26 protein-coding genes and 3 pseudogenes are annotated in these 24,762 nt (G+C 58.9%); 10 read left to right on the forward strand and 19 right to left on the reverse strand.

The window, feature by feature from the left end; translation table 11 throughout:
- The first annotated feature begins 388 nt into the window (after positions 1–388).
- Complete coding sequence (locus CJEDD_RS03120; protein ID WP_042408180.1) at positions 389–1,738, forward strand: IS256 family transposase; 1,350 nt, start codon at positions 389–391, stop codon at positions 1,736–1,738.
- 522 nt (positions 1,739–2,260) lie between these two features.
- Here CJEDD_RS03120 and CJEDD_RS03125 read toward each other — a convergent pair.
- The 15 genes and pseudogenes from CJEDD_RS03125 to CJEDD_RS03190 all read right to left on the reverse strand — a co-directional run bounded on the left by CJEDD_RS03125 (position 2,261) and on the right by CJEDD_RS03190 (position 13,448).
- On the reverse strand, positions 2,261–3,208 hold the full coding sequence (locus CJEDD_RS03125) for a hypothetical protein (RefSeq protein WP_042408176.1): 948 nt from the start codon (positions 3,206–3,208) through the stop codon (positions 2,261–2,263).
- A 559-nt stretch (positions 3,209–3,767) separates the two neighbouring features.
- Positions 3,768–4,202, reverse strand: a pseudogene (locus CJEDD_RS12325) (relaxase/mobilization nuclease domain-containing protein); the annotation flags it as partial.
- Positions 4,180–4,554 (reverse strand): plasmid mobilization relaxosome protein MobC, encoded by a 375-nt coding sequence (locus CJEDD_RS03135; protein ID WP_042408174.1) that lies wholly within the window; start codon positions 4,552–4,554, stop codon positions 4,180–4,182. The pseudogene CJEDD_RS12325 and the gene CJEDD_RS03135, both read right to left, overlap by 23 nt.
- A gap of 261 nt (positions 4,555–4,815) precedes the next feature.
- Positions 4,816–5,139 (reverse strand): hypothetical protein, encoded by a 324-nt coding sequence (locus CJEDD_RS03140; RefSeq protein ID WP_042408170.1) that lies wholly within the window; start codon positions 5,137–5,139, stop codon positions 4,816–4,818.
- 2 nt (positions 5,140–5,141) lie between these two features.
- Positions 5,142–5,480: a hypothetical protein gene (locus tag CJEDD_RS03145; protein WP_157034498.1), complete on the reverse strand. Its 339-nt coding sequence runs from the start codon at positions 5,478–5,480 to the stop codon at positions 5,142–5,144.
- A gap of 91 nt (positions 5,481–5,571) precedes the next feature.
- A complete protein-coding gene (locus CJEDD_RS03150) occupies positions 5,572–6,213 on the reverse strand; it encodes a hypothetical protein (protein ID WP_157034497.1) in 642 nt (213 codons plus the stop codon).
- A 41-nt stretch (positions 6,214–6,254) separates the two neighbouring features.
- On the reverse strand, positions 6,255–7,586 hold the full coding sequence (locus CJEDD_RS03155) for a hypothetical protein (RefSeq protein WP_273657611.1): 1,332 nt from the start codon (positions 7,584–7,586) through the stop codon (positions 6,255–6,257).
- A gap of 144 nt (positions 7,587–7,730) precedes the next feature.
- A complete protein-coding gene (gene istB, locus CJEDD_RS03160; protein WP_081764632.1) occupies positions 7,731–8,465 on the reverse strand; it encodes an IS21-like element helper ATPase IstB in 735 nt (244 codons plus the stop codon).
- A complete protein-coding gene (locus CJEDD_RS03165; protein ID WP_273657612.1) occupies positions 8,462–9,229 on the reverse strand; it encodes a Mu transposase domain-containing protein in 768 nt (255 codons plus the stop codon). Before CJEDD_RS03165 ends, istB begins: the two co-directional genes overlap by 4 nt.
- Before the next feature lie 165 nt (positions 9,230–9,394).
- On the reverse strand, positions 9,395–10,744 hold the full coding sequence (locus CJEDD_RS03170; RefSeq protein ID WP_273657485.1) for an IS256 family transposase: 1,350 nt from the start codon (positions 10,742–10,744) through the stop codon (positions 9,395–9,397).
- A gap of 30 nt (positions 10,745–10,774) precedes the next feature.
- Complete coding sequence (locus CJEDD_RS03175; RefSeq protein WP_420536343.1) at positions 10,775–11,350, reverse strand: hypothetical protein; 576 nt, start codon at positions 11,348–11,350, stop codon at positions 10,775–10,777.
- Positions 11,339–11,404, reverse strand: a pseudogene (locus tag CJEDD_RS12330) (hypothetical protein); the annotation flags it as partial. The pseudogene CJEDD_RS12330 and the gene CJEDD_RS03175, both read right to left, overlap by 12 nt.
- A 250-nt stretch (positions 11,405–11,654) precedes the next feature.
- Positions 11,655–12,698 (reverse strand): hypothetical protein, encoded by a 1,044-nt coding sequence (locus CJEDD_RS03180; protein ID WP_273657614.1) that lies wholly within the window; start codon positions 12,696–12,698, stop codon positions 11,655–11,657.
- The gene (locus CJEDD_RS03185) at positions 12,698–12,904 is read right to left on the reverse strand and encodes a helix-turn-helix transcriptional regulator (RefSeq protein ID WP_232297765.1); all 207 of its coding nucleotides are present in this window, start codon (positions 12,902–12,904) and stop codon (positions 12,698–12,700) included. Before CJEDD_RS03185 ends, CJEDD_RS03180 begins: the two co-directional genes overlap by 1 nt.
- 154 nt (positions 12,905–13,058) lie before the next feature.
- Entirely contained in the window at positions 13,059–13,448 is a 390-nt protein-coding gene (locus tag CJEDD_RS03190; protein WP_157034527.1) for a hypothetical protein, read from the reverse strand.
- Positions 13,449–13,504: 56 nt separating this feature from the next.
- Between CJEDD_RS03190 and CJEDD_RS03195 the strand changes: the two genes are divergently transcribed.
- The 4 genes from CJEDD_RS03195 to CJEDD_RS03205 all read left to right on the forward strand — a co-directional run bounded on the left by CJEDD_RS03195 (position 13,505) and on the right by CJEDD_RS03205 (position 16,581).
- Positions 13,505–14,725 (forward strand): site-specific integrase, encoded by a 1,221-nt coding sequence (locus CJEDD_RS03195; RefSeq protein ID WP_081764596.1) that lies wholly within the window; start codon positions 13,505–13,507, stop codon positions 14,723–14,725.
- A gap of 325 nt (positions 14,726–15,050) precedes the next feature.
- Entirely contained in the window at positions 15,051–15,485 is a 435-nt protein-coding gene (locus CJEDD_RS12335; protein ID WP_074432572.1) for a lactococcin 972 family bacteriocin, read from the forward strand.
- Between the two features lie 18 nt (positions 15,486–15,503).
- On the forward strand, positions 15,504–16,079 hold the full coding sequence (locus CJEDD_RS03200; protein ID WP_157034526.1) for a hypothetical protein: 576 nt from the start codon (positions 15,504–15,506) through the stop codon (positions 16,077–16,079).
- Positions 16,072–16,581, forward strand: a complete 510-nt coding sequence (locus CJEDD_RS03205; RefSeq protein ID WP_157034525.1) for a hypothetical protein — start codon at positions 16,072–16,074, stop codon at positions 16,579–16,581. The genes CJEDD_RS03200 and CJEDD_RS03205 overlap by 8 nt, the downstream gene beginning before the upstream one ends.
- Positions 16,582–16,649: 68 nt before the next feature.
- Here CJEDD_RS03205 and CJEDD_RS03210 read toward each other — a convergent pair.
- Positions 16,650–16,789 (reverse strand): annotated as a pseudogene (locus tag CJEDD_RS03210) (IS256-like element ISCoam1 family transposase); the annotation flags it as partial.
- Positions 16,790–18,179: 1,390 nt separating this feature from the next.
- Between CJEDD_RS03210 and istA the strand changes: the two are divergent.
- The 5 genes from istA to CJEDD_RS03235 all read left to right on the forward strand — a co-directional run bounded on the left by istA (position 18,180) and on the right by CJEDD_RS03235 (position 22,083).
- On the forward strand, positions 18,180–19,802 hold the full coding sequence (gene istA, locus CJEDD_RS03215) for an IS21 family transposase (protein WP_273657616.1): 1,623 nt from the start codon (positions 18,180–18,182) through the stop codon (positions 19,800–19,802).
- A gap of 7 nt (positions 19,803–19,809) precedes the next feature.
- Positions 19,810–20,607, forward strand: a complete 798-nt coding sequence (locus CJEDD_RS03220; RefSeq protein ID WP_042406748.1) for an ATP-binding protein — start codon at positions 19,810–19,812, stop codon at positions 20,605–20,607.
- Positions 20,608–20,949: 342 nt separating this feature from the next.
- Entirely contained in the window at positions 20,950–21,138 is a 189-nt protein-coding gene (locus CJEDD_RS03225) for a YegP family protein (protein ID WP_042406752.1), read from the forward strand.
- Positions 21,139–21,345: 207 nt separating this feature from the next.
- Positions 21,346–21,525 carry a hypothetical protein gene (locus CJEDD_RS03230; RefSeq protein WP_042406755.1) on the forward strand — a complete coding sequence of 60 codons (180 nt, stop codon included), beginning with the start codon at positions 21,346–21,348 and terminating at the stop codon, positions 21,523–21,525.
- Positions 21,526–21,648: 123 nt separating this feature from the next.
- Complete coding sequence (locus CJEDD_RS03235) at positions 21,649–22,083, forward strand: fibronectin type III domain-containing protein (RefSeq protein ID WP_042406758.1); 435 nt, start codon at positions 21,649–21,651, stop codon at positions 22,081–22,083.
- A gap of 426 nt (positions 22,084–22,509) precedes the next feature.
- On the opposite strand, the gene CJEDD_RS03240 is transcribed toward CJEDD_RS03235, so the two are convergent.
- From CJEDD_RS03240 to CJEDD_RS03250, 3 genes are all read right to left on the reverse strand, one after another.
- Positions 22,510–23,193: a type 1 glutamine amidotransferase domain-containing protein gene (locus tag CJEDD_RS03240; protein WP_042406762.1), complete on the reverse strand. Its 684-nt coding sequence runs from the start codon at positions 23,191–23,193 to the stop codon at positions 22,510–22,512.
- 56 nt (positions 23,194–23,249) lie between these two features.
- The gene (locus tag CJEDD_RS03245) at positions 23,250–23,564 is read right to left on the reverse strand and encodes a hypothetical protein (RefSeq protein WP_157034455.1); all 315 of its coding nucleotides are present in this window, start codon (positions 23,562–23,564) and stop codon (positions 23,250–23,252) included.
- Between the two features lie 115 nt (positions 23,565–23,679).
- Positions 23,680–24,744, reverse strand: coding sequence for a ThiF family adenylyltransferase (locus CJEDD_RS03250; protein ID WP_042406803.1), 1,065 nt, complete (start codon positions 24,742–24,744; stop codon positions 23,680–23,682).
- Between the last annotated feature and the right edge of the window lie 18 nt (positions 24,745–24,762).

Genomic DNA, 24,762 nt, shown 5'->3' on the forward strand with positions numbered 1-24,762 from the left:
CTACGTCTGCGTGGCGGGATCACTGCTGATCTTCTTCATCATCTATCTGGTGACCAGCTAACAGACCTGCCCTGCCCGGATAAGCAGCGAGGCGACTGGGAGAAAATCTTGCTGTGACAGACGGTGTCATACAGCGCTAACATGCAATCATGGTCGCCTGTTACGACAGGATTGGATGAAGACCCTGGGACCCCAGCCGGACGGCTGGAACCAGGGTCTTCGTTTACTCTTTAAGAGACTCCGGAGTAGAGCGTTTTTAGGACCCCCTTGTCCTGAAGCCGACTCCAGTACTCCTTCTCCCCTTGGTAAGCGGAGTTAATAGAGTCAAGGATGAGGGTGTCAGGAAGTTTGTGTGTGAGGCTCTGATCTAGAAGGAGTTTCACCGATAATGACTACGGTGTCACCGAAAAAAGGCCATGACCCGGCGAGGGTCAACGAGATCAGCGAGAAGCTGATGGAAAATCCTGAGCTGGCCAGCTTGATCAGCGAGCTGTCGACTTCCGCTGATGATGCAAGCGAGCTGGTCAAAGGCCTGCTACAGGCATCGATCAACGCTGGTCTGCAGGCGGAGATGGATGCGCACTTAGGCTATAGCCACTCTGACCGCAAGACCAAAGCCCAAGTCGAAACCGCACAGGAGAGCAATCACCGCAACGGGTCGTACACCAAGACCGTTAATTCTGGGTACGGCGCGTTGGAAGTGACCATGCCGAGGGATCGTGCCGACACGTTTGCTCCAAAGATGGTGCCCAAAGGCTCCCGTCGGCTCACCGAGCTCGACGACATGATTATCTCGCTGTACGCCGGTGGGATGGCCGTTCGCGATATTCAGCACCATCTCGCCACCACCCTCGGGGTGGACATGAGTCCGGATACGATCAGCACGATTACTGACGCGGTGTTGGATGAGGTGATGCTGTGGCAGAACCGCCAGTTGGACGAGTTCTACCCAGTGATCTTCCTCGACGCGCTTCGGGTGAAGATCCGCGACGGCCACCGCGTGGTCAATAAATCCTGCTACATGGCGGTTGGTGTCGACATGGACGGTATCAAGCACATCCCGGGATTGTGGATCGCTGACAATGACGGTGCGGCATTTTGGGCGTCAGTGTGCGCAGATCTAGCCAACCGTGGTCTCCAGGACGTGTTCATCCTCTGCTGCGACGGGTGCAAAGGCCTGCCGGAAGCCGTGGAGGCAACCTGGCCGAATTCCATGGTGCAGACCTGTATCGTGCATCTGATCCGGGCGGCGAACAGGTGGGTGTCCTACCAGGACCGCAAACCCGTATCCAGCGCGTTGCGGGAGGTCTACACCGCGCCGAACGAGGACACCGCGCGTGCCGCCCTGGACACGTTCGAGGCGTCCGAGCTGGGACGGAAGTATCCGCAATCGGTCAAGGTGTGGCGTGATGCGTGGGATCGGTTCGTGCCGTTTCTGCAGTTCCCGCCGGCGGCCCGCAGGGTGCTCTACACCACGAACTCCATCGAATCGCTCAATGCTGAACTGCGGAAAGCCACCCGCAACCGCGGCCAGTTCCCGAACGATACTGCGGCGTTGAAAACGCTGTGGCTGATGATTTGCAACATCGAGGACAAGCGCGCTGCCCAGCGGGCGAAGAAAGCAAAGCGCGCCATCGAATGCAACGGCTATATTGAAGGAGCGAAAGCCACCGGGTGGAAACAAGCCATCAACCAACTAGCCGTGGCATACCCCGACCGATTCGCGGACTACTTGTAAACCAAGCCCCCCGCACACAAACAATCGGACACCCTCGGTGGAACGAATCACGGCTCCACCAGAGCCTGGGCTACCGCACCCCGGCTGAAGTCGAAGCCGAATTTTGGGAACACCACCCCAGTCGAGAAATAATGGAAACCAAGGCAAATGCCTAGGAACAAAACCCGGCGCACTTCATACCGCAGCCGGGGGTTGACCGGCGAGAGTCCAGAAGCGGAGTCGGGTTGCGCCAACGCCACCTATACGATGACCGAAAATGAATGACGGTACCACCTACCTGGAAACCCGGTACCAACTACGCGGATTACCGGTACCAACTACGTCGAAACGGCAAACGTGAGGAGCGCGGACAATTCGTTAGCGGAGTCGTTCAACGTGTCACTGAAGCGGGCAGGCCTTCGGGATGAGTCTGCCCCCAGTCAGTTGGTGTGCCGCCGGATCAGCTACACAGGCCATCGTGAAAATCCCTGTGTCCACTTTCGGGGGCTATTTCACCGTCCTACGGGGCCTATTCTTCTCCAGCTAGTCGCGGCCCCCGATCCATTTCGCGGCAAGGTAGACCATCGGGCTGACGATAAGTCCCATGACCGCCAATGTGACGATCAACCAGCCTACGGTCCCGTACCACGTCTCAGCGCCAGCGACGTAGCTCCAGAGTGTCCCTAGACCGTCAGGGATGCCGAGGAACGTCATGACACCTACGCCGAGACCACCAATGGCTACAAAGCCCACGCTTGCCAGAAGGGCCGCCAGGACGGACCACAAGGCGAACCTCTTGGTGTTGTCGATCCTCGCGGTGTCCTTTTCGATGGCCTCAGCCAGCTCCAGCCTCTCGGTGCTTACCTTCTCCAGCGCTTTCGAGAGCCGGGCGCGCTCCTTCTCCAACCGTGAAACGGCTGCGTTGACCGTGTTGTCGATGTCGGCCTGGACACGCCTGAACGATTCGTTAACTACAGGCCGAATGTCAGAACTCAGGCTCGTCGTTAACTGCCTGGTTAAGCCTCGCGATACGCTCGTCGCGCTTTCGTCGCTGAGCCTCACCGGATGTTTCGAGACTTCCAGAGTTGCTCGGTACATCACCGCCAGATCGCCCAGTGTCTTCTGAATGTTCCTCATCGCAGGGCCTATATCCGCCAGCATGCTGACCAGGCTGCTTATTGTCTGCGCCACTGCTTTCTGAGCTTGGTCGTACTCCTTCGTCCCGACCGTCGTCTGGGCGAGTTTTTTCAGCTGCTTGTCGAGCTTCTGCTGCTGCTCGGACAACGTGTTCAGTTCCGTCTCCGAGGCCGCGATGCTCGAAATCCTGTTCTCTAGTTCGTCCATCGCTTCGAGCGCGGCGGCCATCCTCGCTGAGTCTTTCAAGCGCTGATCCTCCATAGTCTCCAGAACCTCCAGGACGGGGTCGAGACTCTCGTCGAGGTACGTCTCCAGAGCCTGCTGCTGCAGTCCGGTGAATACTTGATCGGTCACTGTTGTTCTCACTTTCTTTGATCTTCTTAAGTCGTTCAATTCGCGTTTGGCGTGCCAGCGTTGCCGCCTGTTGTGCCTGGGCCTCGGCGATACGGTCGCGCAGACCGTTGGCGGTGTAGCCGGGGCCAGATTTCGAGCCTGCGTCCGCTGCTTTTCGCTTGCGGCTGCGACCCTTCGGTGTGCGTGTCGTGTAGACGGCCTCCTCGCCGTCGTCATCGACCAAGCCGATGCTCAGATCACCGTCCGTTGACCTCAGAGAGAGGTCGTACTCGGCGGCGATCTCGTGGGCCTTCTGCAGTCCATCCGGGGCAGTGAGCACTCGCTCGTCACCCACGAGCGCATCGACGCGCTTGCGCAGGAAGTCTGCCCAGGTTTCACCGGTGAGTTCGCTGATTTCCAGACCGGTGGAGTCGATGCTCTTACCGTCTCGGAGCGCCATTCGTTCAGCACGTCGGAGCTTGACGAACCCCTCCGGCTGCAGCGTCCGCATACCCCAGCTGTTCATTACGTTGTCGTTAATGGTTTTGACAGCGTGCCAGTTGCTTGCACGCCTGGGCGCTGCCTTTCCAGTATTCACGTCGTGGTTCAACAGGATGATGTGGTTGTGGACGCACCCCGACTTGCTGTCGGTGTGGGTTGCCACCACATACGGAGAGCCAGGTGCCAGGCGCTGCGCAAGTTTCACGCCCATGGCGTTGGCTTTCTGTACGTCTGCGGGATTGTCTTTATCGAGTTCATCGCGCGACCACGACTGCACTATGGTGATGGCCCGATTGCTGCGATTGCTGTAGCGATCCATGATCTCATTGCCGGAGTCGATGAACTCAACCCCAGCCCAGCGACCGTCACTGTCGTTTACCATTTCGCCACCGCAGGAGACGGCCAGGGCTGCTGCGCGGACCCGGCCAGCTTTCGCGTTCGGTCGAGAACCGTAAACGGCGTAAACGACAGGTGATGAGACGCTCTTTGACCTATCCACCGTTGTGACTGACATACTTACTCACCACCCTTTTGAGCCGACGCAACTCTTCCTGAGCGTGGAGCATGATGCCGACCAACTCAGCGTCGCCGGACATGTGCGCTAGACGCACGAGTTGGTTGATGTTCACGCCGATGCTGTTTATCTCTTTCCAGAGCCGTCTCACGCCGTTCTGGAAATCCTCGGGAGGATCGCTCTTTCGATCAGTAAATCCTCTTGGCAGGCGGTGCTTGAGTATGTAGATTGACAAACGCATGACCTCCGCAGGGGTCAGGTTTGCCTGTTTAGAAATCTCGCTGACGATGTCCCACTGCTCGGCATCGAGCCGCAGTGTCAATCGCTTCTTAACCGGTCCGTCTAACTCCATCAAAAAGTCCTTCTGTCCTAATGCGTCTTCGTGCTGTAGATCTCCCAGCTCGCTTACGCGAGCCGGGAGGTGGAACGTGCTTAGCGCACGCTCCGAGCGATGACCGTCAGTCCGACCGCTCCGCGCTCGTCCTGCACTGGTAATCGTCGGAGACGGCTTTTAAGCACGTTCGGCCAGCATCGCCCTGAGCACCTCCGGCGCTCACCCGGCTGGCGCCGGGCCTTCGGGGGGCGGCTGGCAAGGGGAGGCCCCCTTGACCCCCTAATCTGACCCGCCTGTCGGCTGGTCAGCATCTCCCGTTGGTCGCTCCGCTCCCACCGGCTCTGCTTCACCGCGTGGGTCGTCGGATGCGATCGTTCCGACCACCTCAAGCCCCAGCGCGGCGAGCAACTCCGCGACATTCCGGTCGCGGTATGCCGCCCACTCGGAAGCAGGTTTCTCGGCGGCGTCGGCCAGCACTCGGCCAAGCTCCATCAGGAGCTTGTCCTGCTGTTCCTTCTCACGCCGCTTGGCTTCCTCGCGAGCGCGCTTCTCAGCCTCGATTCGCTCCAGAGCGATCTCGATTTTCGTTTTCTTCGTCACCATGTTTAGAACTCCATTTCAATGTCGTTATGGCTCTTTGATGACGACCTCCGCGAAGTCATCGACTGGGACACCACCGCCTGCTTGCGGCGGCGGTTATTGGTCTTCTGGCGCGAATCCTGAGAGGCTTTGATGACGTCCTTGGCGACACCTTGGACATCGCGTTCGGCTGAAGCAACGGGCGCTCCTTCAGACACCTCGCGCATGTCATTCTCGGCTTGCGCAGCCTTCGCGGCCAGCTGCTGCCAGTCGGCACCGAGCACACCAGCTGTCTCGGGGGTTAGAGGTTGCTTTGATCGCTTACCGGTCACGCTTTCTGTCACTGTTGAAGTCAGGTTGCCCATGACTGATTTCTCCTTAATTCAGAGTTGTTTTGGAATGTTGCGCAGGACTCCCGAGGCGGTCCACGGGTGCGCTGAGCGATAGACACATCGATCACCCCAATCCCTCAGATTCGATGTGCTCCAGAAAAGCCCACAACTCATCTAGATCTAGGTCCTTGAGGACATACTCACGACGAGATTTCTTGTACAAGTGGTCCCATTGATTACGGGTAAAGTCCCCGAGTCCCAACGAGGAAAGCCACGCGATCTTGTCGGATACTTTCAAACGGGAACTAGCAAGTACGGGGACATGGAGTAGTCCCTCGTGGTGGGCGACGACAAGCTCAGCGAGCAAGGCAGATTCATGTGTACGCACGCGTCTACCAGTGGCAGACTCCACACGCTTCTTAAACGTCAGCCAATCACTTTCAGTGCGCAGACAGCCAGTGGGCCGGTCATCGCCGTATGTGCCGGGCCGCATGTTTTGAATGCGCACCGCAACCCCACGAGCATGCAAACACTCATCCATATCGGCCCAAGGGGCAGTGTCGAAACCACAAATCTCATGCCCAAGGACGACATCGACTCGACGGTCATCAAGCAGCGGGCGACGCTTTAAGTCAAAGTCGTTCGACGAGTTCTCAACAGTGCGTTCTTCCATAAAGAAGTCGACTCGTTCGGTCGCATGCGACAGCTCGCGAAAATTCGGTTTATAGTCATAGACGTTGTCAATTTTCCCCTCGCGTGACAGCACAGTTTCGATGTACCAACGGCGCTCTTCAGCACTGCCACGCTTTATGCTTTTGGGGTCGAAAGATTCCCCCTCGCGAGAACACCACAGTCCTCCAAGGACGCATTAGCGCGCGTTGAGAAATTCAACAGATCAGACTGCTCGTGTTTAACCTCCCAAACACGATCATCACCGGTGAGCGCGACACGAGATTCACGGAGCACGTCAGCAATTCCGAAGAGTTCGAGCTTCTCCAGAGACGCGACCGGAGAAATCAAACCGTCAGTAGTCACCGAATACACTTCAACCTCGTTGCAAGCGGCAATCAGCGCGGCGCGCACGAGGCTGGTCGTCATCGCGGCGTGATACGGCGAGGTGATCGCAGAACCACCGACGTTTTCAGATTCCTGATCCCAAGCGTTCCAAGCGTGCTGTTCCTGCAAGTCTTGCGCTAATTTCCCATAAACAGAGTTGGTCGCAACCTTGATGGTTTTCTCTTCGAGAGAACCCTTACCGAACACCTTTTTCGCAGTGCCACGGTCGATAACCATCCGCTTTAGGGAGTGGCGCAGCGACATGGAGAGTTGACGATTCTCGTCGGGGCCAACCTCAAGCAGGTGCAGTACGTAACCAATTTGCACCTCAACCCGAGCGCCAAGCTTCAGCGCAAGCAACAACTCAGGCCCGCAACACCACACACCCTGCTTCTCATCAGGGTCAGAGCGATGCGACGACAACGGGTAGAAAAGCGAACTTTCATGATTAATCGGCAATGATGGCTGTCGAACATCCTCCGGGAAGTCGAATTCCACCCACGCGACCAATGGTGTCTGATAGCCATATTCAGCAAAGTCATCAAGGGTCAACTCACGGTTCTTGATGACGTGCTTGATACACCCGTCGGGGTGGGCGAAGTCAACGTCGTACAAAGACCCCATACCGGTCGGATAGGCAGACTGAAGGTCATGGTCGTAGGTCTTTTTCGGGAAATACCCAACAGACAGGCACCCGTTAAACCCACCGTGATACGCGGATGCAAACGCGGCGAGCGCCTGAGCTGCGGCACCATCTAAGGGTTCCAAACCGCGAACGTCGTAATAGCTCAACCGAGAGCTGTCATCTTCGGACCCTTCCACAACAGTCTTAGAAACTTTGCGAAGCCCTTGGAAGTGCTTTTGAAAGAGGCGGTTACACCCTTCAACCAGTTTTAACGGCGGAATAAAACCGGCAGACACCCAATAATTGAGAATGCCATCACGGGCAGCGGCAGCACCACCAGATGAAATTGTTACGGGAGGGGTGCAGTTAACGCCCCAGACCATGCGGAGATACTCAACCACGATGACCGCGTCGTTTACACCATATTCAAGGAATCGAGGCAGATCCTCGCGTGCCATTCGACTCATGTCAGTGATCGACTCACCCACATCGAGTTTCGGTACACCTGTGTTTTGTCAAGTTGTTGTAGGCCATTTCGGCTCGGATTTTTAGGCCAGGTCTGCACGGTTTTGGGCCGTTTAAGCGTTACTGGGGTTTCGGGGTTATTTCATGAGGGCGTTGGCCATGCGGTAGGACTGGCCGGTGAAGGTGATCATGCGGCCGTGGTGGACGATGCGGTCGATCGCTGCTGCTGCCATGTCGTCGTTGCCGAAGACTTGGCCCCATTGGGAAAACGCGAGGTTGGTTGTGATGATCAGGCTGCGTTGTTCGTAAGCGTCGGCGATGGCTTGGAACAACAGTCTTGCCCCGTCGGTGTCGATGGGGATGTATCCGAGTTCGTCGATGACGAGGAGTTCGTTTTTGCCCAGAGCTGTGAGCTCTTTATCGAGCCTGCCTGCGTGTTTCGCGTTGCGTAGATGGTCGACAAGTCCGGCGGCGGTGAAGAATCTTGCGGGGATGCCTTGCAGGCACGCTTGGGTGACGAGTGCGATAGCGAGATGTGTTTTCCCGGTGCCGACATCACCGTAGAAGACGAGGTCTTCACTGCCGTTGAGAAACTCGAGTGTGGTGAGGTGTTCGCGGGTGATGTCGGCTGGCAGGGTGACCGGTGACCAGTCGTAGCTGTCGAGGGTTTTGCGTACCGGGACACGCGCGCGGTGCATCAGGCGGCGCGCTCTGGATGCGGCCCTGGATTCAAGCTCCGCTTCGAAGAGCTCAATGAGGATGTCGCATTGGCGTGGGGTGGCATGGTCTGCGCATTCGCGTAGTACGGCGGTGGTGAGGTAGAGCTGGCGGCCAAGTGCGACAACGCGATCTTTGGGGGTTGGGGTGGTCACTTTGCGGTTGCCTCCGCATGCTGTGAGGTGGTGGTTGTGGTGGCAAGGAGCTGGTCATAGGTGGTGAGGTTCGCTCTGCTGTGTTGTGTTGGTGGTGGGGCGCTGTAGCGTGCGGCGATACCCAGATGAGGCCCAGTTGGTTGGGCGTCGGTCTCTAACAGTGCTGCGGCTGCGGTGACGGTGGCGTCGAATCCGCACTCTGTGGCGGTGGTTTCGGCGTGGGTGAAAAAATCCCGGCGTGTAGCGGCATCCGCCCCGTCGAGGTAGCCCACGACAGCGTCCGGCATGTGATGGCGAAGCGGCGAGTTCGTCCACGCCCCGGGTTTCTTCGCTAACCCAGGCAGCAGACTCATCGGGTTGATCACCGTCGAGTCCGCAGTGCCGAAGACTCTCGGCAGCGCGATGATACGTCTGGTGTCGTCATCTAAGACGGTGACGGTGTCGTGGGACAACTCCAGCGTGACTTGCCTGTTCGCCCAGGCAGGCCCGACCAGGTAGCGATTGCCGTCTAGCGTGACAACACCGGTTTTGTCGGTGCGGCGCACGTCGAAACGCACCGGGTTAAACCGCACCGACGGGCACGCTTTAAGCGCATGCTGATCATGTGTGAACAGCTCAGCGACCGTGGCTGCCTTCTTGTAGTGGGTGTGGGTAGCAAACGCGGCGCACCCGGACTCCAAAAGGGTGTTCAACTCCGCTAGGGAGGCAACTTCCGGCACAGGCACGAGCAGGTTTCGGCGGATGAAGCCGACCGCGTTTTCCACATTGCCTTTCTCATGGCCCGAATACGGGTTGCAGTACCGCGCCCGGGTCCTATAGTGCGCTTTGAACGCGGCGAAAAGCTCCGATTCCACCACTTTCGGGCCGACGCGACGCCCGACGGCGGTCGCGTTAGAGAGTGTCCGATTCTTTGTGTGCGGGGGTTTGGTTTACAAGTAGTCCGCGAATCGGTCGGGGTAAGCCACGGCTAGTTGGTTGATGGCTTGTTTCCACCCGGTGGCTTTCGCTCCTTCAATATAGCCGTTGCATTCAATCTCGCGCTTCGCTTTCCTCGCTCGCTGGGCGGCGCGCTTGTCTTCGATGTTGCAGATCATCAGCCACAGCGTTTTCAGCGCCGCAGTATCGTTCGGGAATTGGCCCCGGTTACGGGTAGCTTTACGCAATTCAGCATTGAGCGACTCGATCGAATTCGTGGTGTAGAGCACCCGTCGTGCCGCCGGCGGGAACTGCAGAAACGGCACGAACCGCTCCCACGCATCACGCCAAACTTTGACCGACTGCGGGTATTTCCGGCCGAGTTCACTGGTCTCGAACGCATCCAGGCTGGCACGTGCGGTGTCTTCGTTGGCGGCCGTGTAGACCTCACGCAGCGCACGGGAAACTCCCTTGCGGTCCTGATACGACACCCACCGGTTCGCAGCCCGAATCAGGTGCACAATGCAGGTCTGCACCATCGAATTCGGCCAGGTTGCCTCGACAGCTTCCGGCAAGCCTTTGAGTCCGTCGCAGCACACGATGAACACGTCCTGGACACCGCGGTTGGCCAGATCCGCGCACACCGATGCCCAGAATGCAGCGCCTTCATTGTCCGCGATCCACAATCCCAGGATGTGCTTGATGCCGTCCATGTCGACACCAACCGCCATGTAGCAAGCCTTGTTGACCACGCGGTGGCCATCACGGATCTTCACGCGCAGCGCGTCGAGGAAGATCACCGGGTAAAACTCATCGAGCTGACGGTTCTGCCAGATCATGACCTCTTCCAAGACCGCATCGGTAATGGTGCTGATCGTATCCGGGCTCATATCCACCCCAAGGGTGGTCGCTAAATGGTGCTGAATATCGCGCACGGTCATCCCGCCGGCGTACAGCGAGACGATCATGTCGTCGAGCTCTGTGAGTCGGCGTGCACCTTTCGGCACCATCCGGGGAGTAAACGTGCCGGCACGATCCCTGGGCACAGTCACTTCCACCGGGCCGTAGCCAGAATCGACGGTCTTGGTGTACGACCCGTTGCGGTGATTGCTGCCCCGCCCGGTTTCCACCTGGGCTTTCGCCTTGCGGTCGGAATGGCCGTAACCCAAATGCGCATCCATCTCCGCCTGCAAACCAGCGTTGATCGATGCCTGCAGCAAGCCTTTGACCAGCTCGCTTGCATCATCAGCCGAGGTCGACAGTTCACTGATCAAACTGGCGAGCTCAGGATTTTCCATCAGCTTCTCGCTGATCTCGTTGACCCTCGCCGGGTCATGGTTCTTCTTCGGTGACACCGTAGTCATTATCGGTGAAACTCCTTCTCAATCAGAGCCTCACACACAAACTTCCTGACACCCTCTCGCGTTATCGAAGACCATCTCAGTTGGCACCCCGCCGGCGGCGTCGATGACATCCAGCAGCCCGGTAATGACGCACTCGGCGGTTTCACCGGCAAAGGCCCTGCAAAACCTCATATTTGAGTACGGAAACGTCACCACCAGAAGGTGCACAACCCTCGCGGCTGACGCCATGATGACTTCTGCCTGGCCGAAATCGACCTGGATGACCCCCGGTGACCATTCCAACTCCATGAACCCATCGCCTGGGGCTTTATGGTCCTTCTTCCACTGCTTCACGTAGCGCTGCACCGGTGAATACGAGCCTGTATACCCATGCTCGTTGGTAAGCCGGTCACAGATCCGTTTTGCTGTGTGGCGTTGCTTGCGCGGCATGCGCTGGTCGTGCTCAAGCCACTGATCAACAACCGCGCACAACGCCTCACCCAGCACGATTGAGCCTGGTTTGCGTGTCTTCACCGGCGCAGTCGGGCTGAAATCGTCCTGGTTGACGTACTTATCGACCGTAGCGCGCGATACCGAGACCGCCTTCGCGATCGCTCGTCTGGACATTCCCTCATCGTCGAGCTGTCTGATAGTTTCGATCGTGGTCATGCTGATCGTCATCTACTTTCTGGTCCCTTCCTGAAAAATCCAAGTCCCCAACCTCGCGGCCAAACGAAGATGGGACGTTTCTCAGGAACAGAAACCTACTGGGGGGTGGTTATCGGCATGGCCCTTTCCCTTTCCAGAAAAGGGGCCACACCAGCCACAGCAACGCACCGGGGAACTGGCCTACTTTTCCGCGCTGAAACGGACCAAAACAGGCCGCCGAAACGGACTACTTCCCAAGCCGAACTGGACCACCTACATCAGATCAGACACATACACCAGCGACCTCACCGAGCGCCGCGAGCGACCTATGGTCTTGCGAACACTGCGCCATTGTGTCGCGGATGGATACGCTAAACGGCAACAGACGCTGCGATGAGCCAGTACCAAGGTAGTGCGTAAACCGAACAGGCTTGAGACTGACAAGGCCACCACCCGCAGACGTCACGCGACGCATAGCGTCGGTGACTTTCGACGAGCCGCGTTGAAACGCTGTCAGATCGGCTTTTAGAAAGTGCCCAACCAGAACGATAGGAATCGAATAACGATTGTGGAGGTTCCCCTCACCGCCGCGAGGGTCACGGACGACCTGATCACGTCGAAGACCACGAGGGTCAAGGTCCGAAGTACCAATTTGATCGGCATCCTTCAACCCGTTCGCATAACGATGGAATCGACCAATGCGCGAGGCGACGTAGAGCGACGACTCAACCAAAATCCGCTGCTCCATTTCCTGCAACGGCATCACGACAAGTTCGTACATCGTGTCAGGGTCGAGAACATCGCGCCAGGCGAACTGATACGCGTCGATGACACGGGTCTTACCGTGATACGTGAACTCAGTGTCAACACCGATGACGATGCGACGCTCATTCGTCGACATAGCCTTCGTGGTCGACAGATCCGAGAATGCTGGATCGGAGTCGCATGGGTGCGGTGGCTGACCGGACTGCGTCCGGCCAGCCACTCCACCCTCCCGTAGGGGTATATGGCCGGAACCTGCTCGAATATCTTGACCAGCAGGTTTGTCCGGAATCTTCGACTGGTCACTGGCATCACTTTCAGAATTGATGCCAGTGGAACTTTCAATAGTTTGTAGCTCCAATGTTTCTTCGCGCCAGAGCACGGCAGCAAATGCGGTGGATTTCAGGCGTGAATCCGTCTGAAAATTGACCAACTTGGTCTGCCAGCCAACGGCATCTTTCCTGATTTCCCGATAGCGCTTGGACACTGGGGCGGGTACACTGGTAGTGCAAACTTCAATGGACCAGTCCTCGTTGTGATTAGCGGGGGCTGTTTTCTTTTGCATTACGCAGCACCACCAATCGTGGGCTGCGCGTCGAGCCAAGCTTCAAGGTCGCTGACGCGATAGAGGACATCCCTGCCGAGTTTGATGTAGCGGGGGCCGCGACCTTCAGCTCGCCAATTAGCGAGGGTGCCGCGCGAAAGCCCGAGCATTTCAGCAGCGACTGTGGACTTTACGGACAGGCGGAGAATATCTTCGTGGATATTCACAGTGGGTTCTCCAGACGTGGAAAAACAACCCCAGCCTGCGCAGCTCACGCTTAGGGGCTATTTTTCATGTCCGGTTCTAAATCGTTATCCCACTTACTTCGAGGATGACACCTCGCTGGCGATGCCCGGAAGGCTGCCAATCATTTTAGACCATTCAGGACCATTTGAATAGGGGCGGAAACCAATCGTCAAAGGGGAGGTCAGTTGCCGACGATGTGCCCCAGTGAGTACCGGCGTAGGCCGACGGGGCTGCTCCGGGTTGAAGGCCGGGCGCGGGTAACTCTCCGTATTCAAGCTCACGTAGCCGGTCGGTCAGCGCCTTCTTAAACGCCTTGAGTTCGCGTCTGGCAGAGGCGAGCGCATTATCACCATGCGACGCCTTGATGTCAGCACTCAACTCTTTTAGCCGTGTGTTGATTGTCTTGAGTTCACGCGCGAGGGCTGCTCGCTCAGCCTCGCGTTCTTCCTGAGGAGTTGCCCCATCACTGAGGCGGCGCTGCATTAGTTCGGAGGAATCCCAGCAGACAGGTCGTGGCGTGTTCATGACCAACAGTTTACCAGTATTCGAACCTATACAAAAGTGGTGCTATAGTTTTGCGCATGGCGAAGAAGCAGCAAGCATCACGCGCACCACTTCAACCGGGTGAAGATACTGTTGAGCGCGTCCTTGACACGCGCACGCGAGGACCGTTTGACGAATTTTTCACTGTCAAGAACTGGGAAGGACGCTCCAAACGATTCCATGTCCGGGCGGCAACGAAGGGCGAATTTCGTGCCAAGGCCAAAGAGAAGATCGACGAGTATCTCAACACGTCCACGAGCAGCTGGACGAAGGCGAAACGTATTACAACCTTTATTGACGATGTGAGCGAACCTGCCGTAAAAGCAGCGCGCCTGAGGCCTAATACCAAGAAGCGCTATGAGCTGGCTCTATCGCAGCTGCGCCGACAGTTAGACGGCCTAACGATCGGCGATGCCGTGCGGTTTAGGACTCTCGAAAAGGCGCTGCAGGACATTGGGCGTGACCACGGAGCTGAGTCTGCACGGCAGGCGCGCACAGTGTTGAGTAAGTATGTCCTTGACCAGCTGATTCGCGAGGGCATTATCGACCACAACCCGCTGAGGGGCATATCCATTGACCTTGGCGTTACGCGCAAGGGGAGCAAGCCCGCACAGTCTCACGCGCTCACAGATGCACAGTACGACGCAGTAGTTGATCACCTTGTAGAGCGCGATACCTCGGGGCCGATACCACCGGGAACAGATAGGCGGCACACGTCGATCAAGAAACACGAAATCACAGTGGCGCTAGCGGTCCTCCAGGCCGGTACGGGTCTGCGTATTAGCGAAGCGCTCGCCCTTACCCGTGAGGACGCGACTGTCACACAAGACTCGCTCGCGGTATCGGTGCAGGCGGAACAGTCCAAGACGCACCGGGGGCGCACCGTGCCAATGTTGGACGCGCGGTGTGAGAAGTTCTGGCGAGAGCGGATCAAAACAATTGGCTCCGGCGATCCACTCATTCCCGCACCGGGGGATGCGCACTCGCACTGGCGGACAGATAATGCCGTCAAGGCATGTGCAGCGCTCTACCGCGATATCGGCGCCCGGCTTGAAGACGAGACTATTTCAACCATGAGATCTCACGCCTGGCGCACGGTACTCAATAACCGCGCGATCGCTCGTGGAGTTCCCGCTGAGATCCGCAGCGCGTTTTTCGGTCACACCGAAGCATTGAACGCTCGAAACTACACGGACCTCACCGACGTTTCGGCCATGCAGTCGGCGCTTGCGGGTGGTGCACTAGACGGTGCACTGTAGGCATGATCCTGAATGATTCTGAATGATTCCAAATGATCGTTGAGGGCTCTGAAATGCAATGTTATCCACTGGTAACCCCCGATAGGCTCGAATTTGCTCCGATAATCCAGGGGTCGTTGGTTCGAATCCGGCCCCCGCTACCAACTTCCGAGACCCACCAGTCTCTTCGGCTGTTGGGTCTTCTCGTTTTGCTGTCCTCGCCGCCCATCGCAGCTCAAGCCATTTGATGATAGATTTAAAGTGTCACTCAGTTACTTGATTGGCAGCTGTTCGAATGGCCTACTAGGCCTTGCCCCCAGTTCCGCTCAAATACAAGGAGACTCGCATGAAACGCACGCTCAAGGGAGTGCTTGCATCCATCGTGGTTGCTGGACTAGTCCTTGCAACTCCCCAAGCTATTGCCCAAGAAAATCAGTCCGAACCATCCATCCCTTATAGTTTCGAACGAATTTTAACATGGGATGAAGAGGGGAACCCCACTTCGGGGGTTGTGACTTTTGATGTGGACACCACAATCATAAAACCTCGGGCCACGGAGAATGTCGGCGGTGGCACCTGGACCTATGGGAGCCGCTACACATCTGACGGTTCCAAGATTTGCACGTCTAAATACATACACAGGACAAAGACCCACACCGCCACGGCCACTATGGGTACCAAAACTAGCTCCAGGACCGCTAAGCCCGGGAGCTGGGCTTCCGCTAGTGTGACAGGCGGGAGCTCCGCGGGAATCTGCAACGCGTACTGGTCCACCCAATAGGTCCTTTCGTTAGGTCTCATGAACAAATTCATTCTCCCGACAGTCTGCCTAGCCATCGCCGTGGGTTATGCATTTTCCCATGCAACATCAACAGCTATGCTCGAAGGGCAGGCGAACGGGCTACTTTTCTCACGCAATCTAGTGGGGCAAATCATGGGGTCGGCGTCTTTATGGATAAGCTGCGCATTTCTGGCAGGAAAATCCATATCGGGCAGAACACTACTCTCATCGTTTGTCGGAGTACTTACATTCCTTTTTATGTTGGCAGTCCACTATGCGACGGGCGCGCTTCTCGGATTTTTTTCATCTAGTATTTTTTCTGATAACCAGATTTGGTTCCTCGCTGCATTGCCTGCAGGAATGATATTTGGCTTATTAGGCTCTTTATCGAACAGAATCCCTTTGCTTAGCTTAATTCTCGCATTGTGTTTCTTAGCTGAACCTTTCGTAGTTGGATATATACCTGGGTTGAAATCCCTTCCCTGGACAACTGTTCTTGCCGGCCAGATTGCCGGAATTTTCTTGATATGTGTAGGTATTCTTATTGGTTATATAGCCTGCAAGGAAGCCATTAAGGGTGGTAGAAATGGGTAACATGCTTATATACGGGGTTAGCTCCGAGCAATCTTGGGACGTAGCGGAACAACTGGCTGCAAGCTTTTCTGTAATAGTTAAAGATGATGAAATTCAGTACGATTTCCCAAGGGATATTACAGTCGTGCAAGAGGGTGAAGATTTACCTGAATTATCCCCTCTAAGAGGGTTTATCGTGTTTTTCGACGTCAGCGATGAACCAGAATCGGTAGCGCGAAAGATTTATATCGATGAATACTTTGAAAAACTTCAGCATCTGACTAGTCAGGCACTCTCTGCTGTATCCTCCGGTGGGAGCATTGTTTTTGCAGCTCTCAATTCCTATGGACCACCAAATACCAAGGAGGCTGAAAGGTTTTTCAGGGTTCTTGAGAACCTTGACAAATCGGATGTGAGCAAGCACTTTTTGGGAACACATAAGGCGATGCAGGCGCCTGGAATAGAGATTTGCTCCCCTGAGGAACTTAGCGGTTCTGTTCGGGCTCGGGTGGCACTTTCCTGAGTGAATGTCATTCGACCCAATCGGGAGAGCGACAAAAGGTTTGTCTGGGTTTTGTCCCGTGTTGGGGGTTAGGTTCCTATCCATCTTTTTGTACGCCTAGGTTGTGGTTGTAGTCGGTTGGGATAGCGTTGTCGTAGAGGGCTGGTCGTCCTGTTTATTGTTCGGCTTTGTTCTCGTTGTGGACCGTGGTGTTGACTTTGGCAAGTTCTGCCGGAAGTTGGACCTAACGGGTCAGGTCCAAGCGCTTGCGCTCACTCGTGAGGACGTGACGAATACGCAAGACTCACTGGCAGTAACAGTGCGGGCAGAACACTCCAAGACTCACCGGGGTCGAACCGTACCGATGCTCGACTCACGGTGTAGGTGGTTCTGGTTAGAACGAATCAAGACAATTGACCCCAGCGATCCGCTTATTCCCGCACAGGGGGATACACACTCGCATTGGCGGACAGATAATGCAGTCAAAGCGTGCGCGGCGCTCTATAAAGATATCGGTGTTCAACTCGAAGACCAGGCTATCTCCTCGATGAGGTCTCACGCCTGGCGTACCGTGCTGATTAACCGCGCGATCGCTCGCGGCGTTCCCGCTGAGATCCGTAGCGCCTCCTTTGGACACACTGAAGCGATGAACGCGCGAAATCACACCGACCTCACTGATGTGTCGGCCATGCAGTCGGCACTTGAAGATGGTGCACTAGATGGTGCACTAGAGGGATGATTCTGGAAGATTCTAAATGGTTCTAAATGATCGAAAACGCCTCTAAACAGCATGTTCAGAATCGAATAACGCCTGTTAGGCTCGAATGTAATCCGATAACCCCAGAGGTCGTAGGTTCGAATCCTGCCCCCGCTACTATGAACCGGGAAACAACCCGGAAACAGAAAAGGCACCCTTCACGGGGTGCCTTTTCTGTATTTTCACGCGCGGTGGCCGGGCCCAATCCGCATAAGCCATGCGCCAGGGGGAACTACTGAGGGCCGGAACGGATCCTGCGGCAGCGCCAGCCATCACGTTCCCACGAAGACGGCTGCGATTGTCGGCGTAGGTGGCAATCTGCGCGAGGGTAGATTTCTCCGGTCCGTTGAGGCTCGGTGTGAAGGTTGCTGAGACGGCGTCTCGTAAAATTTCTCCCAAATGGTCCTCCTTTGTCGTTGGGGTGTCGGGCTTGTTTGTGTCTCGACGATGAAGGAACCTAACACGGGTATTTCCGCATTTCAAGAAGTGTTTTTTGACACTTACTAGGTGGGTTGAGGGCCTACTATGTGAGGGGTGAGTGGCGGGGCGAGACGCCCGGAAGGGGCGCCGCCCGCGCGGCGCGGCTAGCTCACGTCGTTGACGAGTGGATCGCTCCATTCGAAGTCGTATGGCGGGATTGATCCCTTGGTCTCGTGGAGGCCGAGGAGGATCTCCTCGCGCCAATTGGTCTCGAACTCGTCGGCTACTCGTGACCGGGTTCGGTTTTTAGTACCGGTCGGGCGTGTATCGGGTACTGGGTGTGCGTGTATCGGGTACCGGGGGTAGTTAGGTTGGCAGTCTGTGGTTGACGGCCCTGCGCAGTGTGTACGCGCGGGCCGCGTAACCATGGAAGGAGTTTGGTGTGGTCACCAATTACAGGCTGATCATGCTGGCGCTTGTGCAAGGCCGCTCGTGGTCGCAGATCACGTCGGATTTGGGGTGCTCGCGCAGCAGTATCGATAAGGCCAGCCGAGTGTTGCGCTCGACTGGGATGGACGAGGACACGATCACCGCGTTGTCGGCGCAGGAGCTTTCGGAGTTGTTTCCGGATAATCGCCGGCGGGATTCAGATGCGTTCGTGGAACCGGATTTCGCAGGCATCGCCGCCCGGCGCCGACGCGGTGAGCGGGTGACGTTGAAGGTGGAACACCATAAATACACCCGCCGTCAGGCCGCTTCTGGCCAGCAGCACTATTCCTACCGGCAGTTCTGCGCGCTGTTTGAAAACTACGTCGATGTCAACGACCTGACTGCGCTTTTGACCCATGCCCCTGGTGAGGAGCTGTGCGTTGATTGGTCCGGGGAAACCATGGCAGTTGTTGACCCGTTGACCGGGGTGTCTGTGCGGGCGTATGTGTTTGTGGCGTCGCTGCCGCATTCGGGGCTCATCCATGCCAGTGCGTGGCCGGATATGCGGATGCGGTCGTGGCTGTGTGCCCACCGCGACGCGTTGGACTACATCGGTGGCGTGCCGGTGCGCATCGTTCCCGATAACGCCTCGACAGCAACCAACCAGATCACACGTGGCGCGACGGTGCGTGAAGTCAACGAGCGCTACCAGCAGTTCGCTGAATTCTACGGTTGCGGGATCACCCCGGCCAGGCCGGGTAAACCCAGGGATAAGGCTCATGTGGAAAAAGCGGTCGATATCGTCCAGACCTGGGTCGTAGAAGCGTTGGCGGGCCAAGAGTTCGCCACGTTTGAGGTACTCAACGCCGCTATTGCAGCACAGGTCGACTGGATCAACGACCGGGAAGGATTCCGGGGCCGGAAAACAACCCGCAGGCAGTTGTTTGTTGAAAGCGAAGCAGAGACGTTGCGCCCGCTGCCGCAACAGCGCTGGTCGTATTCCACGTGGCGCACCGCCAAAGCCGGGGTGAACTACCACGTCCAAGTGGAGAAGCATTTCTACTCTGTGCCGTGGAGCTTCGCCGGTAAACGTGTCGACGTGCAGATCTTCGACGATGTCGTCGACATCTTCAGCGCGGGTGAGCATATCGCTTCCCACCTGAAGAAACCGGGCAACATGCAGTACTCCACAGATAAAGAGCATGTGCCGGCAAAGCACAAGGACTTGGCCACCAAGTGGGATCGGGGCCGGATTGAGTCATGGGCCAAAAGTATTGGGGCCGCAACCTACGAACTCATCCGCCAGATGTTTCACGCCCGCCAAGTTGAAGCCCAAGCCTACAATAGCGCCCTTGGCGTGCTGAGCCTGTCGAAGAAGTACTCCCGCAGCCTGCTTGAACAAGCCTGCCAAGACGTCCTCGACTCCCACATGGTCCCGTCGGTGCGCAAAGTCCACGACACCATCAAAGACCTCGCAACCCGCACCACCACCGCCACAGGTGGTGCGCAATCACCTACATCATCTGCCGCGTCAACCAGGCCGGTAACTCGTCCCGCACCACCAGCCCAGGCGTCGCACGTACGGGGCAAAGCAGCGTTCGAGTTCAGTGAGCTTGAATTCGGTGAGGAGGCGTAGAAGCATCATGGCGTTAACCGATGAAGATTTCGACAAGCTCGGCTCGCTGCGCGGGATGCGCGTGTTCGCCGCGACGATCCAAGAGATCGTCAACGACCCCTCGCGCGATAACGATTCCTTCGAAGACAAGATCAAAGAAGCCCTCGAAGCCCAACTCACCGCCCGCGACAACAAGGTCATACAGACAAGGTTGCGTGAAGCGAAACTCCTTGGCTCAACCGCCGCACTCGAGCGCTTCGATGCCTATCCCGGCCGCGGTGTGACCCAAGACCGCATCGACCGGCTCGCCACCTGCGAATGGATCGACTACGGCAAAGACCTCATCATCGTGGGAGCTACCGGCACCGGTAAAAGTTTTCTCGCTCAAGCCCTGGCCGTCGCGGCGTGCCGCAAAAAGCTCACCGCCCGTTACTACAGGCTCAACGACCTAGCCAACGACTTCGACGCTGCGGCTGAGCATCCCCAGGCCCGCAAACAACTCCTCGCCGACCTGCAGGCTCCCGCACTCATCGTCATCGACGACTTTCTCGCTACCGATGTCTCAGCGCACGCGTTGAACCAGGTATTCAACCTGCTCGTCGGGCGTGAGCATGCCTCTACCGTGATCGCCAGCCAACACGAACCCGATTACTGGTACGACGTGTTCTCAGAGGCAGCACTGGCAGGCGCAGTCATGTCCAGACTCGCCAACCACGGCTCGAAACTCACCCTGACAGGAGAAGACATGCGAACCCGCGACGACATCAAACAAGAAAGGATGGCCCCTACGACACCCACACGGCTACGTCAACCCCGAAAGCCGTAACCGGGGGTAAAAAACGGGTACCGGCAACCACCAACACCTCGGTACCCGATACCGCCCTACCGGTACCGAAAAGAAACGCCCGTCAACTCGGTATGCCCTCGTGGTGTGCAGTGCTGATCGTCCTCTCGTTGGTTGGGTGGGAGGTTGATCGTAAGGGGAGGGGCCAGAAACGGAAAGAACAAACGTTCGACGTAGTAGGTGGGCGGCACCCGGTTGGCGAAGCTCTTAAGCAAACTCCCCGCGAACCCGAACCCGTTTTTCAGTGCGGGCCTTGGACGGGTGCATATGATCTGTTCCGTCCACTGCGACAACGCAAACGAACCACGAGCAAACGGAGACACCATGGCAGCGAAGTTTGAGATCTACGAAGACGCCGCGGGCAAGTACCGCTTCCGCCTCAAGGCGGCGAACGGCGAGGAGGTCGCCTCCGGCCAGGCCTACGAGACGAAGGCGGCGGCGGTGAAGGGCACTGAGGCGGTCAAGCGCGCCGCGCAGGATGCCGAGCTCAAGGACCTCACTGAGGGAAACTAAGCGGCAGCGAACACTGCTGGGCGTGAGCCGGTCTGCACCGCAGGCCGGCTCCCGTGTTGCGTTGGGGGCCGGGAGGCGTCGCTACGCAGGCGCCCGCTGTAACGCATACAACAGCGCGCGGGGGTGCTGGCGCGCGGGGCGGGGGATAGTATGGGCGCATAAGCGAAGGTCGCTGGGAAGCGGATCGAGCCCCCAAAGGAACATCCCATGGACATCGGCATTGTGGTTGACACCGTTCTCGTCGTCATTTTTGTGGTTGTGACGGCGGCGTACCTCAAGTTCGGCGGCAAGGAATACACCTACGACGAGAAGGGCAAGCTCGTCCCGTATAAGGAACAGGAACCCGCCGGCGTGGAGATGGCGGGCATGGGCACCACTGAGGTCTGACCCCGCGGCGAAGTTGGACAGCTGTGTGACGTAGCTCACCAAATTGTCGTGTTGCGGCCACTTAGCTGTCATTAGGCTGTGTTTTTCTTGGGTTTGTCCTATTGGAATAACAAGGAGCCACCCGTGAAACGCTTCGCCACTTTCCTCACCGCCACCTCACTCACCCTCGCCACCGTCATCGTCGCGCCTGCGGCCCTCGCCCAGAACGACCCGACCTACCGCGCCATCCTCGGCGTCGGCCCCGACGACACCAGCGTCTCCTTCTCCTGGCGCTCCGACTACAAGGGCGACGAGGTCGTCCGCCTGCGGAAACAGGGCACCAAGGACTCCACCGACATCGCCGGCCGCGAGTTCGACGGCGGCGCGATCGCCTACACCTCCCGCCGCGCGGAGGCCTCCGGCCTGGAGCCGGGCGCGCGGTACAACTACCAGATCGGTTCCGACGACGGCGGCTGGTCCGCCATCAACACCTTCACCACCGCAGACGGCGACCGCAACCAGGGCGTGCAGGTCTACTTCGACGTCCAGATCGGCACCAACCTGAAGTACGACGAGTAGGGCCGCAACTGGCGCGACGCCGCCACCCGCGGCGCCGCGCAGTACCCCGACGCCGGCTTCCACATCTACCTGGGCGACCAGGTTGAGGGCTGGGGCGACCAGATGCGCGAGTACAACGAGTTCTTCAGCCCAAACCAGATCCGCCAGACCCCGGGTGCGGCCATCATGGGCAACCACGAGGAGTTCGTCAGCGGCACGAAGCACTACAACGAGCACTACGTAAACCCGAACACGGAGTGGGCCGACAAGGACTTCTATTTTGAGCGGGAGAACACGCCGCCCCGCAGGTCCGCGAGGCCCTCGACCAGGCGCAGGTCGATCACGTGGCGGCCGCCGCCGGCGTGCCGGCCGTGGCGCTGCTGCTCATCGGCGCGGTCGCGTCGGTGGCGGCGTGCTCGGAGACGGCCGGCTCCAGCAAGTAAGGCCCTACGCGCGGAGAAGCTCCACGACCGCCTCGCCGACGCCCGTTGCGCTCATCGGGTTCTGGCAGGTGATGAGCTTGCCGTCCACCACGACGTGCTTGGTCATCGGCACCTTCGCCTTCGTGTACTCGCCGGCCTCGGCGCGCAGCTTGTCCTCGAGGCTGAAGGGGACCTCGTCCGTGCGGTTCGCGAGCTTCTCCTCCGTCCAGGAGTAGCCGGTGGCCCGGCGGCCGTGCAGGAGCGTCTCGCCGCTGGCGAGCGGGACGCCAAGCAGGCCGCACGGGCCGTGGCACACGGCGGAGACGATCTTGCCGGCGTCGGCGAAGTGGGCGACGGCGCGCGCGACGGGCTCGGTGGGGAAGTCGAACATCGTGCCGTGGCCGCCGATGAGGTAGATGCCGTCGAAGGCGGCGAGGTTGACCTCGCCGATGGCGGGGGTGTCGTCGAGCAGCGCCATGAACTCCGGATCCTCGTAGCGCTTGTTCGTCCCGCCCATCTGGATCACGGGGGTTTTCAGGCTCACCGGGTCGATGGGCACGGCGCCGCCGTCGACGCTCGCAAGCGTGACCTCGTGTCCGGCCCCGGTGAGCGCGTCGTAGAAGTGCGTGAACTCACCGAGCCACATGCCGGTGTGGATGCCGGAGGATTCGTAGCGGTGGACGCTGGTCGAGAGCGCGAGGAACGTCATGCAACCATTACAGCACGCGCGGGCGCACGGCGTCGGGCGCACGGCGACGGGCGCGGCTACGTCGCCGGGTTGGACACGAGGATCCGGTCGATCTGCTCGGCCAAACCCGCCGGGGCGTCGGCCTCGAAATCGCCGGGCAGTTCGCGGTCGGCCCGCTCGAGCGCGCCCGGATCGGCGGCGCCGCTCGCGAGCCCGGCCTCGGCGACGTCGAGCAGCCGGGCCAGGCGGGCGACGTTGAGCTGGTAGGCACCGTCCTCCGCCGGGTCGTCGACCGCCTGCAGCCACCCCGTCGCGGTAAAGACGAGGAGCCTGGACTCGACGACACCCCACCTCACCCGTTCGGTGAACTGGCCGCCACCGGGATGTTCCACCCGGCCCGTCCGCGCCTGCCGGACCGTGCCGTTGGCGGCGAGGACCGGGCCGGTGATGTCGTCCGCGCGTTTTTGCCCCCGACACGGCGTTCCGAACATTCGATCACATGTTCGCCTATCCCCAGCGCTGCACCCCACCCGGCAAGGAGACCAGCGAAATCCCCAACTGCTCCGCCAGGGCGTGATGCGTATCGACGAACCTCCCGGACCGCACGCCCCCCGCGCAGTACACGACCACCTCGTCGCCCGGCGCGTAGCCAGCGAGGGCGCGCTCCACCGCGGCGGCGTCGCGCTCCACCTCGCTGAGTGGCAGGTGTGCGGACGGGAACGGCAGGTCCGCGATGGCGCGCTCGTGTGGTTCGCGGATGTCGAGGGCGTGGGCGGTGCCGGCCGAGAGGGCGTCGATAAGCGACTGGCCCTGTGTGGAGTCCACCGCGCACGCGTCCGCGTAGCTGCCGAGGGCGGCGGTGAGCGGGCGCGCCGGGTCGCGCGCGACGGTGAACGCGCGGATGGTGGTGGTCAGCGCGTCGTAGATGTGCAGGCGGCCGACCTTGGATTCGCCGACGCCGGCGAGGAACTTCACGGCCTCGGTGGCCATGAGCGCGCCGACAACGCTGGTGGTCACCCCGAGCACGCCCGCGGTGGCGCAGTCCGGTACGCTGTCCGCGTCCGGCTGGGCGGGGTAGAGGTCGCGCAAACCCACGCCGTCCGAAGGCGCGCCGGGGCCGGACCACCACAGCGCGACGTCGCCGCGGTAGCGCAGCACCGAGCCCCAGACGAGCGGCGTGCCGGTAATCTCGGCGGCGTCGGCGGCGAGGAATTTGGTGGCGAAGGTGTCGGAGCCGTCGATGAGGAGGTCGACGCCGGAAAGCGCGCGGAGGATGTTGTCGGGGGTGAGGCGCTCGCGCACGGCCTCGACCTCGATGCCCGGCTGCAGGGTGCGCAGTCGCTCGGCCGCGGCCTCGACTTTGGGACGGCCGACGTCGGGCGCGCCGAAGAGGATCTGGCGGTGGATGTTCGTCATGTCCACCGTGTCGTCGTCGAAGACCGTGATGTGCCCGACCCCGGTGGCGGCGAGCGTCTGCATCACCGGGCACCCCAGGCCGCCCGCGCCGATGACGAGGACGCGGGCGTCGTGCAGGCGCTCTTGCTGCTCCGGGCCGAAGCCGGGGAGGTTCATCTGGCGGGCGGTGCGCTG

The sequence above is a fragment of the Corynebacterium jeddahense genome, assembly GCF_028609865.1.
Taxonomy (GTDB): Bacteria; Actinomycetota; Actinomycetes; order Mycobacteriales; family Mycobacteriaceae; genus Corynebacterium; species Corynebacterium jeddahense.